General features: G+C 30.7%; 18 protein-coding genes. 15 read left to right on the plus strand and 3 right to left on the minus strand.

Annotated features, from left to right (window positions below):
* The first annotated feature begins 465 nt into the window (after positions 1 to 465).
* The 3 genes from AN960_RS12360 to AN960_RS12370 all read left to right on the plus strand — a co-directional run bounded on the left by AN960_RS12360 (position 466) and on the right by AN960_RS12370 (position 2057).
* Positions 466 to 720, plus strand: coding sequence for a hypothetical protein (locus AN960_RS12360; protein WP_056471743.1), 255 nt, complete (start codon positions 466 to 468; stop codon positions 718 to 720).
* Between the two features lie 523 nt (positions 721 to 1243).
* Positions 1244 to 1531, plus strand: coding sequence for a hypothetical protein (locus tag AN960_RS12365; RefSeq protein ID WP_056471746.1), 288 nt, complete (start codon positions 1244 to 1246; stop codon positions 1529 to 1531).
* Positions 1532 to 1595: 64 nt separating this feature from the next.
* Complete coding sequence (locus AN960_RS12370; protein ID WP_056471748.1) at positions 1596 to 2057, plus strand: hypothetical protein; 462 nt, start codon at positions 1596 to 1598, stop codon at positions 2055 to 2057.
* A gap of 234 nt (positions 2058 to 2291) precedes the next feature.
* On the opposite strand, the gene AN960_RS12375 is transcribed toward AN960_RS12370, so the two are convergent.
* Positions 2292 to 2789, minus strand: a complete 498-nt coding sequence (locus AN960_RS12375; protein WP_056471751.1) for a hypothetical protein — start codon at positions 2787 to 2789, stop codon at positions 2292 to 2294.
* Positions 2790 to 3216: 427 nt separating this feature from the next.
* On the opposite strand from AN960_RS12375, the gene AN960_RS12380 reads away from it, so the two are divergent.
* The 4 genes from AN960_RS12380 to AN960_RS12395 all read left to right on the plus strand — a co-directional run bounded on the left by AN960_RS12380 (position 3217) and on the right by AN960_RS12395 (position 5890).
* Positions 3217 to 4467, plus strand: a complete 1251-nt coding sequence (locus tag AN960_RS12380) for a helix-turn-helix domain-containing protein (RefSeq protein WP_056471754.1) — start codon at positions 3217 to 3219, stop codon at positions 4465 to 4467.
* 1 nt (position 4468) lies between these two features.
* Positions 4469 to 4732 (plus strand): hypothetical protein, encoded by a 264-nt coding sequence (locus tag AN960_RS12385; protein WP_056471757.1) that lies wholly within the window; start codon positions 4469 to 4471, stop codon positions 4730 to 4732.
* Between the two features lie 61 nt (positions 4733 to 4793).
* Positions 4794 to 5363: a nucleotidyltransferase domain-containing protein gene (locus AN960_RS12390; RefSeq protein WP_056471759.1), complete on the plus strand. Its 570-nt coding sequence runs from the start codon at positions 4794 to 4796 to the stop codon at positions 5361 to 5363.
* A 23-nt stretch (positions 5364 to 5386) separates the two neighbouring features.
* Positions 5387 to 5890: a GNAT family N-acetyltransferase gene (locus AN960_RS12395; RefSeq protein WP_056471761.1), complete on the plus strand. Its 504-nt coding sequence runs from the start codon at positions 5387 to 5389 to the stop codon at positions 5888 to 5890.
* A 170-nt stretch (positions 5891 to 6060) separates the two neighbouring features.
* On the opposite strand, the gene AN960_RS12400 is transcribed toward AN960_RS12395, so the two are convergent.
* Positions 6061 to 7503, minus strand: a complete 1443-nt coding sequence (locus AN960_RS12400; RefSeq protein WP_056471764.1) for a flavin monoamine oxidase family protein — start codon at positions 7501 to 7503, stop codon at positions 6061 to 6063.
* A gap of 290 nt (positions 7504 to 7793) precedes the next feature.
* Here AN960_RS12400 and AN960_RS12405 point away from each other — a divergent pair, with 290 nt between their 5' ends.
* The gene (locus tag AN960_RS12405; protein ID WP_056471767.1) at positions 7794 to 8513 is read left to right on the plus strand and encodes a toast rack family protein; all 720 of its coding nucleotides are present in this window, start codon (positions 7794 to 7796) and stop codon (positions 8511 to 8513) included.
* A gap of 67 nt (positions 8514 to 8580) precedes the next feature.
* Entirely contained in the window at positions 8581 to 9426 is an 846-nt protein-coding gene (locus AN960_RS12410) for a class I SAM-dependent methyltransferase (RefSeq protein ID WP_056471770.1), read from the plus strand.
* 45 nt (positions 9427 to 9471) lie between these two features.
* On the opposite strand, the gene AN960_RS12415 is transcribed toward AN960_RS12410, so the two are convergent.
* Complete coding sequence (locus tag AN960_RS12415) at positions 9472 to 9804, minus strand: hypothetical protein (RefSeq protein ID WP_056471771.1); 333 nt, start codon at positions 9802 to 9804, stop codon at positions 9472 to 9474.
* Positions 9805 to 10056: 252 nt separating this feature from the next.
* Between AN960_RS12415 and AN960_RS12420 the strand changes: the two genes are divergently transcribed.
* The 6 genes from AN960_RS12420 (at position 10057) to AN960_RS12450 (ending at position 16468) form a co-directional block, all read left to right on the plus strand.
* Entirely contained in the window at positions 10057 to 10746 is a 690-nt protein-coding gene (locus AN960_RS12420; protein ID WP_056471774.1) for a response regulator transcription factor, read from the plus strand.
* Positions 10743 to 12200 carry a sensor histidine kinase gene (locus AN960_RS12425; RefSeq protein ID WP_056471776.1) on the plus strand — a complete coding sequence of 486 codons (1458 nt, stop codon included), beginning with the start codon at positions 10743 to 10745 and terminating at the stop codon, positions 12198 to 12200. Before AN960_RS12420 ends, AN960_RS12425 begins: the two co-directional genes overlap by 4 nt.
* A 96-nt stretch (positions 12201 to 12296) precedes the next feature.
* The gene (locus AN960_RS12430) at positions 12297 to 13334 is read left to right on the plus strand and encodes a TolB family protein (RefSeq protein WP_056471779.1); all 1038 of its coding nucleotides are present in this window, start codon (positions 12297 to 12299) and stop codon (positions 13332 to 13334) included.
* Between the two features lie 319 nt (positions 13335 to 13653).
* On the plus strand, positions 13654 to 14859 hold the full coding sequence (locus AN960_RS12435; protein WP_056471781.1) for a CapA family protein: 1206 nt from the start codon (positions 13654 to 13656) through the stop codon (positions 14857 to 14859).
* A gap of 716 nt (positions 14860 to 15575) precedes the next feature.
* On the plus strand, positions 15576 to 15866 hold the full coding sequence (locus tag AN960_RS12445) for a hypothetical protein (RefSeq protein ID WP_056471787.1): 291 nt from the start codon (positions 15576 to 15578) through the stop codon (positions 15864 to 15866).
* A 128-nt stretch (positions 15867 to 15994) separates the two neighbouring features.
* Entirely contained in the window at positions 15995 to 16468 is a 474-nt protein-coding gene (locus AN960_RS12450; RefSeq protein WP_056471790.1) for a GNAT family N-acetyltransferase, read from the plus strand.
* Positions 16469 to 16478: the final 10 nt, after the last annotated feature.

Below are 16478 nucleotides of genomic sequence, written 5' to 3' on the forward strand. Positions count from 1 at the left end.
AAACCATAAATATAGGCTTTTTTGTTACTAACATTAATGTTCGCGAACAGTTGTTGAATTACAAAAAAAAACTATTTTGTTTACAAAAAAGTTAATTTGAAAAAAATAAGACTGCGAGTTGGAAATAATGACCCGTTTTGAAAAATGAAAATATACCAACAAAAGAAGATTTTCATGTAAGTGAAATAGATGAGCATATAGTAATATGAAAACCAATTAATTAAAGTATATAAAAAACAGCTTGCTGGATAACAAAATCTTAGCAAGCTGTTTTTTTATATGACAATTATAAATTTATAATGGCAAAATGCGAAAGTATTAAGGATTTTTTGCTTGAAAAGAAATTTTATAATTAAGATACAATTAAGGTGAAATTGTGAAGGTTTACACTTAAAGTAAATGGCAGTTTAGTTGCAAAAGAAATGTTATAATTTTTGATGAAGTATACATGTTGGGAGTACTATTTTGATTAAAAATATTATTGATACAGGTGCGTATATACCGTTTATATTTGGAGGTTTTTTTGTAATATTAGGCATTCTGTTTAATAAGTCTAAACATGATGTAATTAAAAAAGGAAACAAAAAGGGTAGAGAAGGGAGTAGCATTTTAGTTGAATTGGTTTATATAATTATTAGATTCTTACCTTGGCATATTGTAAAGGTGATAACTATATTATTTGGATTATTTTTTATTTGGTTAGCTATTATGACAATATAAGTACTTATAAATAGTAAATAACAAATTTCCAATTTAAATTAATTAATACAACTAACGCAATGCGTTAGTTGAGCAACATGATCGACATACATTTATTTGGTGGCAGATACATACAAAGTATCTATTTAATTATGATAATCATAATTTTAATATAGATTTATGTAGGCGCTCAGCTTATGATAAATGTAGCGATTCAGACAGGAAAACAACGATTGAAAATACTGGTGTTTCAACGTTTTTCATAAAATAACAGAAGATGTTCAACGTGTTTACCACAATTTAGATTTAGGTGAATAGAAAACAATAAACACAATGAAGTAAGATCAACGCGTTCATATAGATGAATTAATTTTCATCTGTATGAACGCGTTTTTTGTTTTTTGAAATAAGCATTTGCTCATAGAATTTTTATGATCCATAAGTGGCAGACAGGAAAATATGAATAGTACAGAGAATAGTATTGTTAGTCAAGATTTGCTAAAGAATTATCGAATATCATTTCAATTTGAGGAGATCTATACATATGGATAAATTATTAAAAAACGGGTACAAGGCATTTAAGTACACGGCTCTAAGAATTGGTGTATTTTTGTTAGTTTTAGCAACTCCAGTAGGTATTTTAATGAGCTTTAATGCTAATGCCGATGAGCGACAAGAACAAGAAATAAATTATTATGAACAATCCGTTGGCGAAAAAGGATTGAAGCTAGAAGAGCAACGAAGAAATGAGGTTATTCAAATTAAAAATAGCTCAACAGGCTTTGAATCCGCAGCTACCTGTGATGCTGGCTCAAACTCGGTATGTGATTAAAATTATTTTGCATTCCTAGATTTTGGGGTAATAATTCTTGATTTTATTTATGGAGGAGTAAATTATGGAAGAGACGATTAAACAAAATAGCTTCACTCATAGGGAGCTTGCTGCTTCATGTTTTAATAAAGTCTGGGATCTACTTGAATTAGAAAATAGATCTGAAAGTGAATCAGAAGAAATGGTTCATTTATGTCATAGCTCTTTTTGGCATTGGACAAAGGTTGAGAGCCATACACCAAGAAACATTTCGATTGGATATTGGCAATTATCACGAGTGTATGCTGTTATAGGGCAAGGAGAAATGGCTTTAGATTACGCAAAAAAATGTGTCAAAGTTAGTTTAGAAAATGAAGTTGAGCCGTTCTACATAGCATATGCATATGAAGCTTTATCAAGAGCTTATGCAAAACTAAATCAGTCTCCAGAAAGCTTAGCTGCTAAAGCTAAAGCATATGAATATGTAAATGATGTAAAGTTTGAAGAAAGTAAAGAGTTGTTGCTGAAAGATTTGGATACAATTTAATCCGTTTTGTTTTAGTAATTAGGCTAATTGATTTGGGAAGAATCTACAGATGACTTAAAAAGGAGGTCTCAAAGTCAGAGTACTTTTGAGACCCCCTTTTTTGTATTAATTTTTTAAAAAGATTTACGAAAAGCGAACAAAAATGAAGATTATACATAAAAAAACCACAAGGAAAATTAATCACCTAGTGGATTTCTTCATTGATCACGGTCTTTATTGAGAACATATTTTTATTTAGATAACATTTAAATCATAAATACTTGAAATGACCCATTTATTTTTTAATTTAACAAGATCCAATGTTACATTACATATATTTCTACCGTTTTTATAATTTCCATCAGGTTTTATCCCGTCAACAAATGTTATTTCGTATTTTATATGTACGGTAGCTTTATGATCTTTCTTTTTTAAATGGATGACAGATAAATTATCACCGATGAATTTTGCATCAATTACGTTAGACATGATCTTAGTAAAGTAGTAAGAATGATTGCTGATTTTTAATGAATCTACTACAACAGAGTTATAAATCTCAACATCTTTCCACTTTAAAGCTGTAATATAGTTTCTTACAGAGTTTTGAACATTTTGTTCAATTATTAATTCTGTAGACGCTTCATCGTCCAATCTCTTCTGTTTTTCTTTTTCAATCGATAGTTTTAATGTTAATATAATAATGACAATTATTCCAAAAATTACCAAATATAAGGTGAGTGGTTTTTTAGTCATATGGGACCTCTACAAGTATTAATTAATTTGGAAGATTACTAGCTTGAATTTTATAAAACTATATTTAAATTATTTATTGAGATAAAAATGGCTTTAATCAAAAAAATCGCAAGATGTAATGATTACATCTTGCTTTAAAACTGGTTATTAAATGGGGGTGCATTTAAATAATACTAATGAAGTTATTAGTCGTTAGTATCGTTTAACTGCTTGTACTAAAATCATACCATTCAGTTTGATTTTTTTGTATTGGGAAAATTTTTTGAATATAATTTGTCTGAAAAAAATCGAAAAAGTATATTAATGTGTCGGAAAATCTAATAGAATTTAATTATTAAGAGAAGATTAAAAATATTAATATAGGAAATTATTAGTTACTAGTCATATATATATCTATTTTAAATAAAGGTGAACAGGAGATATTATTATGGATTATGGCATGATGATCTTTCATCATCGAAAAAAATTAGGATGGACCCAGGAGAAATTATGTGAAGGAATATGTTCTGTTTCGCATTTAAGTAAAATTGAAAACGGTACAAAAGAGGCTGGTATAGAAACGATTGAATTGCTTTTAAAGAGAATGCAAGTTGAAATAGATGAAAATAATAATATAGATGAGGTGACTGGTCAACTTAAACGATTATGGAACTCGATTGAACGAGCTGACTATGATTCTAGTAAAATGGTGTTTGAAGAATTGATTGGTAAAGAGGAAAGTATAAATTATACTAATATATCAAATGACTTTTGTATTACAATTTGGAGATATTATATTTTTATTGAAGATCTTAAAATGGCAAAGAAAAAATGGAAACAACTTGAGGCAAAAAAGAAGAAATTTTCCCAATATGAAACGATAAAATATTTGTTTACACTATCAATATATTACATAAAAGAAAAAAGATATAATGACTCTCTTCTAATAATGGATGAGGTACAAGAAATTACACCAAACCTTGAGATCGATTTCCAGGAATATTGCTTCTATAGAGCTTTAGTATATAGCTTTATAAATCAGACTTCCTTATCTATGTATTTTTGTAATAAAGCAATTCCTATTTTTTTACAAAATAATAATATTAAGCGGATTCTTGATGCAAAAATGTTACTTTCACTTCAATTAATAAAGAGCAAGTTTTTAGATCGAGCCGAGCAATTTCTAATTGAAATACTAGATTCTTCTGTCATATTAAGTGATAAAACAATACATATGAGTGCTTTACATAATTTAGGCTATTTATATTACCATTCAAATCAACATAAAAAGGCAATAAAGTATTATCAAGACTATTTATCTAATATACAGGAGGATACTGAAGAGTATTTTTTAGTCATATCAAATATAGCGAATAATATGATGATCATTAATGATTACGAGACTGCTACTAAGTTGTTATGTAAGAATCTCTCCAAAATAAAGGATAAAAATAGTGCATCCTATATTCGAATGAAGGTTTTATTACTAGAGGCAAAAAAGGACGAGGCAAATTTAGTGACATATTTACGTGAAGTTGGCCTGCCATTATGGGTTCAAACCAATGATCATGAAAAATTAATCAAATACTATGATGTTGTTACAGATTACTATGAAAAACACGAATCATTAGAAAAACAAAACATGTTATATAAAGAATACAATAGCACTCTATTAAAAATTATCGAAAGCAGGAAATAACATGATGAAAAGATTATCCAACATTATAACCATATTGTGTTTGTTCACTGTACTATCTATTAATTATGGTCCTAATTTAGTTTCTGATGGTTCGCAGACCTCAATTGTTTCAGATAATCCAGGAACACAATTTTATTCTAATGATATTGATCAAAGTGAGTCTACAGATAAAGGGTTTCAACCATATGATCGAACAAATCGTTCTTATGTAGATGAGCCAATTCATCCTAAAGTTGAAAGACAATTATTTATAAGAACTAAATAAAACCATTAATAAGTATCATACATTTAGTGTGGTACTTTTTTAATTAGGAAGGAGGGAAGCTATGTCTCTTGAACAATGCTATAAAATTTATAAACAAATGAAGGATTTTAATAAAGGTTGGTATATAGCTGGTGGGTGGGCGATTGACCTTTACTTAGAAAAACAAACGAGAAATCATCATGATATTGAAATCGCCATTGCGCGTAATGATCAACTATATCTTAAAGAGTATTTACATAATTGGACGTTTAATAAAGTCATTAAAGGGAAATTATCATTTTGGGAGAATGAATATTTAGAACTGCCTATTCATGAAATACATGGTAAAAATGATAAAACAAACGATGAATTAGAAGTTCTATTAAATGAAATCGAGTTCAATGATTGGAAGTTTAGAAGAGATGAATCGATTACTTGTAAGCTTGACTCATTTTATCGTGTTACAAATAAAGGTATTCCTTACTTGAGTCCAGAAATAGTGCTTTTATATAAAGTTAGAAATACAAGAGAAAAGGATCATCAGGACTTTAAAAACGTGAAAGATTATTTGTCCTTTTACAAAAAAGCATGGTTACGTGAAGCAATCATGATCCATCATCCTAATCATGAATGGCTTGAAGATTTAATATAAAAAAGTTGTAGGAGTGAGCATAGATGGAAGTATTGATTAGACCAGTAGAAATAAATGATGCCAAGGCACTTCATCGTATATGCACCCAAGAAAATGTTTTTCCTTATATGATATTTTTGCCTAGTATGCGAGTAGACATGATGGAAAATCGAATTAGAAACTTACAAGCAAACGAATTTGAATTTGTCGCAGAATGTAATGGAGATGTAGTAGGGTTAGTTGGTTTAGCGCAAAGAACTGGTCGCAGGTCTCATGTAGGAGATTTATTTATCGCGACTGATGGTAATCATCATAATAAAGGAATTGGAAAAGCTTTGCTTACGAAAGTATTAGATTTGGCAGATCATTGGCTAATGCTAGAAAGAGTAGAACTAGGAGTATTAGAAACAAACCCTAGGGCACAGGCGTTATATGAAAAGTTTGGGTTTAGAGTTGAAGGTGTCAAAAGAGGGAATATAAAAGCGAATGGCCGATTGGTTGATGAAATTATGATGTGTCGATTTAGGCCAGATGGTCTGATTCAATAATAATAGTTAGTAATCATGTTGTGTTTGGGCAAGTTGAACGGAGCTTATACAAAACCTATGGTGTGAACTAATTCATTAGATAAATAATTAAAACTAAGTATAACAGAAAAATATTTGTTAGTTTAAGATCGGACCGGGCAGTGATTGCCCGGTCTTTACTTTTAAGTAGTTTAGTATAGATTATTAATCTCATATGCAGCCCGTATTCCAGATTCAATAGCACCTTGTATCCAGGCGTGGGAACGAGAAGTATGCTCCCCTGCAAAGTGTAACCTTCCTTCAGGACTACTTATATAAGAATTTAGTTCTTCCTCTTGCCCAGGTTCAAAAAATGTAAAGGCACCAATAGAAAATGGATTCTGGCTCCAGTTAAAGGACGTTCCAGTTACATATTCAGAATAAACTTGGTTGCCCCAAATCTTAGACAAGTCCCGTAAAGCATAATGAATACGCTCTTCTTCAGTTAAGGCACTCAATGTTAGCGCCTCATCTGCCCACGTATAGCTTGCCTTGACAACAGCTGGTCCTGTGGTACCAATTCCAGTACTAGGATAGAGTGAAAGTCTGGTAGGTAAATCGGTTGTGGACATACCACCGAATTGACCATATTTCTCCCAAAATCTACTTTTAAATTCAATTCCAATTTTCGTTGCAGACATGTAGTTTATTTCGCGAATTGCTTTTCGTTTGTAATAAGAAATCGAATGGAAAGGTTCAATTTCCACAAATCTTAAAAGTGAAAATGGGATAGCTATGATGGCAAGATCTGCGTTTATAGTGTATTGGTTTGAGGTTTTATTGTCAGTTGTTTGGATTGTTAGTGAATTACCATTTTGAATAATTTTCGTCAGTTTTTGATTTAATAGAATATTATCCTTTAATTGAGGAAGAAACGCTTTTGGTAATAGATCCATTCCTCCTGTTATTTCATAAAATTTCGTTGCTGTTTTAAAAGTGACCTGTTCCCTTAAAACTTCTAAAAAGGACATTCCCATAAATGCTTCAAAATCAAGGAGCACACCGATCATATCAACTGCACCAACTGAAAAGTACGAATTTAAAAAAGAACCAAATGAAATATTACCATAATTTTTTTCGACTATTTCCCAATTAGTTAATGGATTTTGATTAATAAAATTGATAAATGGCTGTAATGCTTGATCTAATAACACATCTGAAGTTTTTCCTTTTTCGTTTGGTGCTACTGGATAATTTAATATGTCGGGATTGCTTTTATAGTTAGCTTGATTCGTTTTTATTCCATTTGCATAAATGATATCGTTTGGCGTTTCATTAATAAACTCATTTACTGGCAAATGGAATTTTCTAATATACTCTAAAGTTAAATGATGGACATTTGGGATTCGTAATGGACCAGCATTTAAATAAAGCCCATCACTAAATGGCTCACGCAAAGTATAAGCACGACCTCCAATTCGATCATTTGCCTCGATCATTGTGACATGATGTCCTGCATCCTTTAATAATGAAGCCGCGGTCAAACCGGCCATTCCAGCGCCTGCAATAACTACTTTTTTTGAGAATTGAGTTTTTCTAAGGCCGTTTCGAATGATTGAAATCATTTGTTCAGTTGTTAGTGGAGAACTTGTCATAGATTCTCCTCCTTTACATTTCCTTCATTTCATTTTATTCACATAGAAGAAATCGTATGTAATTGATTTGAATTTGAAGTAATAGCTAGTTTCAGTTGGTATTATTAATCTTTTTTTAAAAAATTAAAGGAGAATTCTGTCAAAAAATCTAATAGTTATTATTGGATATCTCGTCCTTAATTTACTTTCATACTTTGGTCGTAGACGGATTGATACTGCAGGATGTTATCTAGATTTTTTAATTTCCATAAAATGTGATTATTAGAAGTTTTTAATTGGAGGTTAAAAAAATGAAAAAATTATTTATTTCTGCTTTATTAATGATTTCCTCGGTATTCGTTCTTACTAGTTGTTCAATTTTTAACAATGAAAAGGTAAAAGAAGAAACTGTTTCTATTCATAAAGATCGAGCTAAAAAATTGGATGTCAGTTTAGATTTAGGTGCAGGAGTAATGAACGTTTCAAAAGGTACAAAAAATTGGGTAGATGGAACGATCGAATATAACAATAAATATTTGACTCCAGATGTATCATATAAGCTTAAAGACTCCACAGGAGAAGTAAGTATTGATCAATCTAAAAAGCATTTTCCAAAAGTGAAAATTGGTAAATTAAAGAATGAATGGAATTTGAAGCTTTCGAATAAACTTCCGATTGATTTAGATGTTAATACAGGCGCAGCAAAAACTAATCTTGATTTACGTGGCCTGAATTTAGATGAATTGGATATTGAGTCTGGTGTCGGAGAGCTTAATGTAAATTTAGGTGGAAACTGGAATAAAAGTTTCGAAGCAAATATTGAAACTGGGGTTGGGAAAACGACCATCGTGCTACCTTCCGATGTGGGTGTAAAAATCAATTTAAGTAAGGGAATTGGCAAGGCAAATGTAATCGATTTAATTTCGAAAGGTAACGGTGTTTATGTTAATGAAGCGTACGAAAACGCTAATGTTAAAATAACAATAAATATGGATTTAGGTGTAGGAGAGGTAAACTTTAAATTAGATTAATATAAAATCAATTTAAAAGTTATAGAAAAAAAGTTTCATGAAATTTTTATCTCTAAGGAGGGATTCAATGCTAAAAGATGCAGTTGAATCAGTTATTGATTGTATGGCATCAGGTAAGGGGATGTCTGATATACAAAGAATTCAAACAGAACATCGTTTTAAATTAGTTGAGTTTTGGAATATAGAAGAAGGAAGTAAAGTATTAGAAATAGGTTGTGGTCAAGGAGATACGACTGCCGTTTTAGCATATACAGTCGGGGAAAATGGATTTGTTCATGGAATCGATATTGGCCCACCAACATACGGCAGTCCAATTTCATTAGGAGATTCCGCAGACTTCCTATTACATTCCAATTTAGGTAAACAATTAAAGATGGAGTTTGAAATTGACATATTATCACCAACTGTTAATTTTCATGAAAATGAGTTTGATTATATTGTTATGTCTCACTGTTCATGGTACTTAAAATCACATGAAGAATTTATTGCAGTCTTAAAAAAGATTAAAAAATGGGGTAAAAAATTATGCTTTGCAGAATGGGATACAAGAATTAGCTCAATTGAGCAGTACCCGCATTTACTATCTATTTTAATTCAAGCTCAGTACGAGGCATTAAAACAAAATAGTGAATCAAACATTCGCACCCTTTTTAATCCAAATAATATTAAAAATATTTGTGAAGCTTCAGGCTGGAACATAATGAATGAAACATCTATATTCTCTCCAAAATTACAGGATGCTAGATGGGAGATTAATAAGACTTTGGCAGATATCGATATTGAACTCAATAATATTGAGAATATGCCTAGTAAATTAAATGGACTAATTCGATCAGAAGTAAAAATGCTAGAAGAGTCTATTTCTTCCAATGAAATCAAACCTTTATCGATATTTGCATTTGTAGCGGAATAAAACTTTTAAAAAAAAAGCATCTATTTTTACTAGATGCTTTTTTTACTATTGAGGATGATAATTTCTTTGATAAATATAAGGATAACTTGGGTAGTAATACGGATACAAGTAGATTGCTGAAACTGAAGTAAGTGGTACAGTGATCTTTTTATAGATGCGGTATCTAGGGCTAAAAGTTTCTCGACCGCTTTGTCTTACTTCAAAATAACGCGATTCAGGTGCGGCGAGGTCTTCTGGGACAAGCAAGCTCGCACTATTCGTGTCGCTATCTAATAAAATACCCTCTAATAAAGCTCTTTCGTTGGTTTGAAAGACTACATGGCAGTACTTATATTTTTTACACTTATTTTGCATATTTCGAACATGTGGATGTTCCATGAAATCCCTCCCATTTGTCCTCAGTACTTAATGTATGATTTCAGATAAAGTACTAGAATATTGTCCAAACTAATTAAATGATAAGAAAACGAAAAAAAGAGAACAAGATGTTTCAAAGATGTAAATTTTTTGTATTTACATAAAAAACGTTTAGTAATTCAGTAATGAGCCATCTATAATTTTTCCTAAGGAAAATATTAATAAAGTTTAGTTAAAGAGAAAAAACATAAATTATGAATTTAGGTGAGGTAATTGCAAGGGAAAGTATTAATTGTAGATGATGAAAAAAGTATTGTAGATCCATTAACTTACGCATTTCGTAGAGAAGGTTTTATCGTAGAAAACGCATTTAACGGAAAAGAAGCATTAGATAAGATTCCAGATTTTAATCCAGATATTTTAATATCGGATATTATGATGCCTGTAATGAACGGTTTGGACCTATGTAAACAAATAGGAAATAAAGAAGGGCTTGGAATTATTTTACTTACAGCTAAGGATGATATTATTGATCGAGTTTTAGGATTAGAGTTTGGAGCGGATGATTATATAACAAAACCATTTGATATTAGAGAATTACTTGCTAGAACTAGATCTTTACTCCGAAGATTAAAAAAACAATCAACTCCAGATGAAAAAAAGAGCATTTCAATTAATAAGCTACAAGTAATTCCTGCTCAAAGAAAAGTTACAGTTGATGGAACAAGTCTAGAATTAACTCCTAAAGAATTCGACCTTCTTGTTTTATTAATTTCAAATATGGATCGAATTTTTAGCAGAGACGAATTATTAGATTTAGTATGGGGAATGGAGTATATCGGTGGAACAAGAACGGTCGATATTCATATACAACGTTTACGTAAAAAGCTAGGTAATTCTTATCAACATTTAATTCAAACTGTTTTTGGAGTCGGATATAAGATATCTAGTGAAAATAAATGAAACTGAGTATTAAAGTTAAGTCGAGCTTATTTTTAGCCATGCTTTTAATCGGAACGGTCATTGTATTAAGTATATTAGTCTTACAAGGTATCAAACAAAACCAGCAAAATCAAACTGAAGAAACACTTGCTAGACAAAGTAAATTAGCAAATGTATATGTAAAGCAAGTTTATTTAAGTCAAACATCAGAAGATCCTCAAGATTTTTTTAAACGATATGGTCGGGAAATTGCTAGACAGATTGGGATCATTAGTAGTCTTCATGTCACAATTTTTAATATGTCTGGAAAAGTTGTTGGAGATTCGCTTCCTTTAGAATCTACAAGAGATGTAGGAGATACTTTAAGTTATGCGTTAAAAGGTAAAATTGCATACCAAGAGAGCGGTGAAATATTATCTTATTTTGCACCGATTTATAATGCTAATAATCAAATTGGAGTTGTTCAGTTCGATTATTCATTAATTAATAATCAGAAGTTTTATGATAATACAACTAAACTATTTATTAAAATTGGTTTAATCACTACAATTCTTAGTTTTATTATTGGATATTTCTTTTTTAATTCTCTTGTTATGAGTATTTTAAAACTCAGAAAAGTAACGGAGGAAATTAAATTAGGAAACTATCCAGACCGTTCTACTTTAAGTCGAAAAGATGAGTTGGGCTATTTAAGCCAAGCAATCTTCTACATGAGTAATGAAATTCAAAATAATATAAAAGGCATTCAACAAGAAAAAGAAAATCTCCAATTAGCTGTTGAAAAGCTAAAAGTTTTAGAAAAACAACAAAAGCAATTTATTGGATCGATTACTCATGAGTTTAAAACCCCACTGACTGTAATTAGGGCTTATATTGATTTATTAGACATGTATTCGGATGACCCAAAATTATTAGAAGAAGCAATTAGCAATATAGGGAAAGAATCACTTCGTCTTTACGATATGGTAGAAAAAATATTAAAGCTAGCAGAACTTGAGAAGTATGACTTTGAAATTGTAAAAGAAAAAGTCGATGTATATTCCCTTTTAGAAGATATCTGTTTAAGAATGAAAGGGAAAATGACTAAGTTTGGCTTATCGATCCGTACAAATTTTGAACATGCGACGATCCTTATTGATAAAGAAAGCTTTACATTAATTATTATGAATTTTTTAGATAATGCCATTAAATATAATAAAACAAATGGTGAGATCAACGTTTCAAATAAAATTGAAAATAATTATTTAGTTATTAAAATATCTGATACGGGTATTGGGATATCTTCGGAATTAGTGGATAAAATATTTGAACCATTTTTTACTGTAAATAAGGATCGTTCTCGTCAATCTGGAGGATCGGGTTTAGGGCTTGCCTTAACAAAGGATTTAATTGAAAAGCAAAATGGTACGATTCGTGTTGAATCTATAGAAGGTAGCGGGTCAAGTTTTATCATTACATTTCCGTTGGCAAAGTAAAAGTTTACAAATTTTACAAATTGGAAACATGATATGTTAAAAATTGAAACATCCTATACGTATCATAAATTTGTACGAATGTAGGGGAGTGATGTGATGTTTAACAAGTGTATGATTAAAGTGTTTTTTCTAGTTAGTACATTTCTATTAATTTCAGGTTGCCAAAGCCAAAATGAAGATATAGTAATTGAAAAAAAACATAAAAAAATTACTGTATTAACAGGAAATGAAGAGGTTGTAACAAACGAGTTAGCCCTTGAGAAAATAGATCGCTATGAAGGTATTCGTGGGACGGATTGGTTGGATGGTCATACGATTTTAACTGAACAAAAAAATATGAAATTACCAAAATCAGTTATGACAGATAATGGTGATTATACTTATCACATTAATTTATTCTCGTATGATCTGAACACGAATAAATCGCAAGTATTAGCAAGTGAGGAGCATGATCAAGTAGGGGCCGTTATTTCACCCGATAAAAAGCATATTTTCTATAAGCAAACAGAGGATGGAAATTCTGGTACAGGTTATATTATCAATTCTGAAGGAACTGAAAAGGTTAAAGTGTCGGAGCCGGATGCCATTTATGCATTTGCGACAGAAGGACGATGGATCGATAATCAAACAATCATTTATTCAACGATATTTAACCAAATGTATTCAGCTAATCTAAATGGGCGAGTAAAAAGGATTGATCCTAATTCTGATAAAGTTAATTTAATAAGGAAAAAATACAACGAGCAAAAAGTTGAATGGGTTATTCCATCTCAAGATCAAAAGCAATTCGCTATTGTAAGAAAAATTGCAGCAACGAAAAGAGAGTTGTTTATAACCGATGAAAATGGAAGAAAAACCGTATCTTTAGCTACTGGAACTCAAATTTTCGGTGCAGGTTGGTCGCCAAACTCCAAAACATTAGCTTTTTCCGTAATTTCGGAAGATAAGGGAGAAAGAGGATTATACGTGATCGATGTCAAATCTAGAAAGATAACACAATTATCGACTGATTTAGACGAGATTGCTGGGCCAATAACTTGGAGTCCATCTGGTAAAAAAATATTGGTTTCTAAAGTGATGTTAAAAGATAATCTAAATGAGTTTGTGACATATGTATTAACGTTGAAAAATTAAGAAACGAATTAGTTTCTTCTATAAGAAAGTGAGAGAAAAACTCACTTTCTCTTTTTTCACTTTAGGAAGTATAAATTGGCAGCAAAGAGTCGTACTCAAAGTGGTAACCAATTTTAGGAATAAAGTATAAGTGCAACTACGCCTCTGCCTTCGTTTTGCTCGTCATTCGTCGCGTTTTCTTTATCAATATTTTGTGTAAAATCTTTGTCTAAATGTAGTAGGGGAGGCTCAGGTATCCGTACTAAAAAGAAATAGATTTTTTTACTAATAATCGAAAATATATTTCTAGCAAAGATATTAAAAGGAGATATAAAAACATATGAGGAGTCGGAAGGATAAAAATACTGAAAAAAGAAATAGTAAAAAAATATTTATATGGATTTTGATCTTATTTCTATTTGGCTGTATATCAGGATTTAGTTATTTTGTTTATAAGAAAGTTTATGAAGAAAGCAATTTAGTAAAAAGTGACACTAAAAATAAAGCTAAAAATAAAGTAGTAGATGAAACAAAATCGATTAAAAAGCCAGTTCAAAAGCCACCAATTCAAAAGCCAGAAAATAACAATACGGCAAAACCAGAAAATGTAGAAACGACTATTAAAATTAGTGCCGCTGGCGATTTTACACTTGGATCAGATGAGGATTTTCAATATATTAATTCTTTTCCAGCAGAAGCAAATAAAAATGGATTAGCTTATTTTACAAAAGGGCTAAATAATATCTTTAAACAAGATGATTTATCAACTGTAAATTTAGAAACGACTTTAACGAATGCAAAAATAAGAGCAACTAAAACATTTCGCTTTAAAGGTAATCCTTCTTATGCCAAAATATTAACTTTAAGTGGTATTGAAGCGGTAAATTTAGCAAACAACCATAGTCATGATTATTTGCAAAAAGGTTTTGAAGATACGATTAACAATTTGAAAAAAGAAAAAATAGGTTATTTTGGCTATAACGACCAATATGTAACAACGATTAAAGGTGTTAAAGTTGCTGCACTAGGCTATGAAGGCTGGAATGATTCACCTGAATTAAGGATTAAAATTAATAATGATATACAAAATCTAAGAAAAAATGGTGTGAAAATTATTCTAATCCATTTCCATTGGGGAATCGAGCGAGATTACGTACCGAATAGTACTCAAAAAAATTTAGCCCATTATGCAATCGACCATGGAGCGGATTTAATACTCGGCCACCACCCACATGTTGTTCAAGGAATTGAAGAGTATAAAGGGAAATTTATCGTATATAGTTTAGGAAATTTTATGTTCGGCGGAAATAAAAATCCAAAAGATAAAGATACATTTGTTTTCCAACAAACTTTTCATCTAAATAATGGAAAACTCACAAATCAAAAAGAAATAAAAGTTGTACCATTCTCAATTTCATCAGTATCTAGCCGAAATAATTACCAACCATTATTTCTAAAAGGCTCTGAAGAACAAAGAGTTAAGAAAAAAATCATTGACGCTTCAAATAAGATTCACGGATCTAGTTGGACTCAATACGAAAAATAATAAGATAAGAGAGAGCAATCCTTTAAAGGATTGCTTTTTGCGTGTTGAATTATAAAATGGTCAAACGTACTTTAAGTGAATCTTAATGCTAATATAATTTTTTCTGATCTAATGTTAAATTTTTGAGTGGTTTTATAATAACAACAAACTCTAGTAATTGTTTATTTTAGAGAAGTTAAAAATATTTAATTGCTAAATTTTAGATTAACAAGTTCAAATGATTATTATTATACGTTGATGTTCTTACTTAATTGACCTGTAAACTGTTTAACAAGTTGTTATGCTACTCTAAGTAAAGGATATTAAAGTAGGTTTTTAGTGTAACCATTTTTTTTGAATAAGTTGATCGGAACGGAGGGTTGCTCGACTCCTATGGGAAATGCGGGAAGGCTGAGAGCCCACAGGAACGAACGTGACGAGGAGGCTCAGGTCTCGCCCCATGGAAAGCGAGCATCCCGTAGTGGAAATCAACCTCACTCTACTCCTTTTACGAAAATCTGGTTATTTAATTACAACTTTGTTTTTCAACAACCTGAGCAATCCATTAAAGGGTTGCTTTTTTAAATACGATGGATTTTTAACCAAAAGTTATAGGTAAAAGTCCTTATTTAAAATGATAATGCTATATTTTGGAAGGAATTTCTTCTTTTTTAACGAATCAAAAGAATAACCTAATAGTAAGTTGATTGCCAAATAAAATTTAGGAGGAATAAGAAATGAATCTACAGTTTATTGAATTCCTTAGTATTATTTTCGTATCCTTGATTTTATCTGTGTGGGTAGAGGTTAAAATGCAAAATAAAACACACAATGTATTAGCTACAATGTCGATTGCATTTAATATTAACCTATTCATCTTAGGCATTGCGAGTATTTGGTGGATCCTTAATTCTAGTGATAATGCAAGCCTGATTTTGGGTATTCAGTTATTATTAGCAGCATTTTTTGGAATTTTATTAATTAATATCGGAGTATTCTTCTTTGTTAGAAATAGGGTAGTTTCGTAAATTTATTATGCTCGATCAGGTAGTTTAAGTTTAGATAGACTTTAATTTAAATCTAGCATTACTCTATTTAAAATGAGTAATGCTTTTTATATTTGCAGTTTTAACAAATACAAAAATGAGGAGAAATCATGGAATTATACATTAGTAAAATGACAGAATCTTACGCTACTGAAATACTTAATTGGAGTTATGCTCCCCCTTACGATTTTTATAATAATGAATTAAGTCAAGAGGGACTAGAGGAACTATTAAATAATCAGTATTTAGCAGTTATTGACCAAGATGAGAACTTAATCGGCTTTTATTGTATTGGTCAGTCAGCTCAAGTACCAAAAGGGAACGAGTTTGGTGTTTATGAAAGAAGGATGATTGACATCGGATTAGGAGTTAGACCAGATTTAACGGGGAAAGGTTTTGGGAGTGGAATTTTCAGGTTTATTCTTGAAAAAATACATGAGACGACTAATCTTTCTACATATAGATTAACAGTTGCTAAGTTTAATAAAAGAGCGATTCGGCTGTATGAAAATTTTGGTTTTAAAGTGGAGAATGAGTTTTATACTGAGCGTGCTGAATTTATAACAATGATCAGTGGAAACTAAATAGCCCCAG

This window comes from Bacillus sp. FJAT-25509, from assembly GCF_001420605.1.
Classification (GTDB): domain Bacteria; phylum Bacillota; class Bacilli; order Bacillales; family Bacillaceae_G; genus Gottfriedia.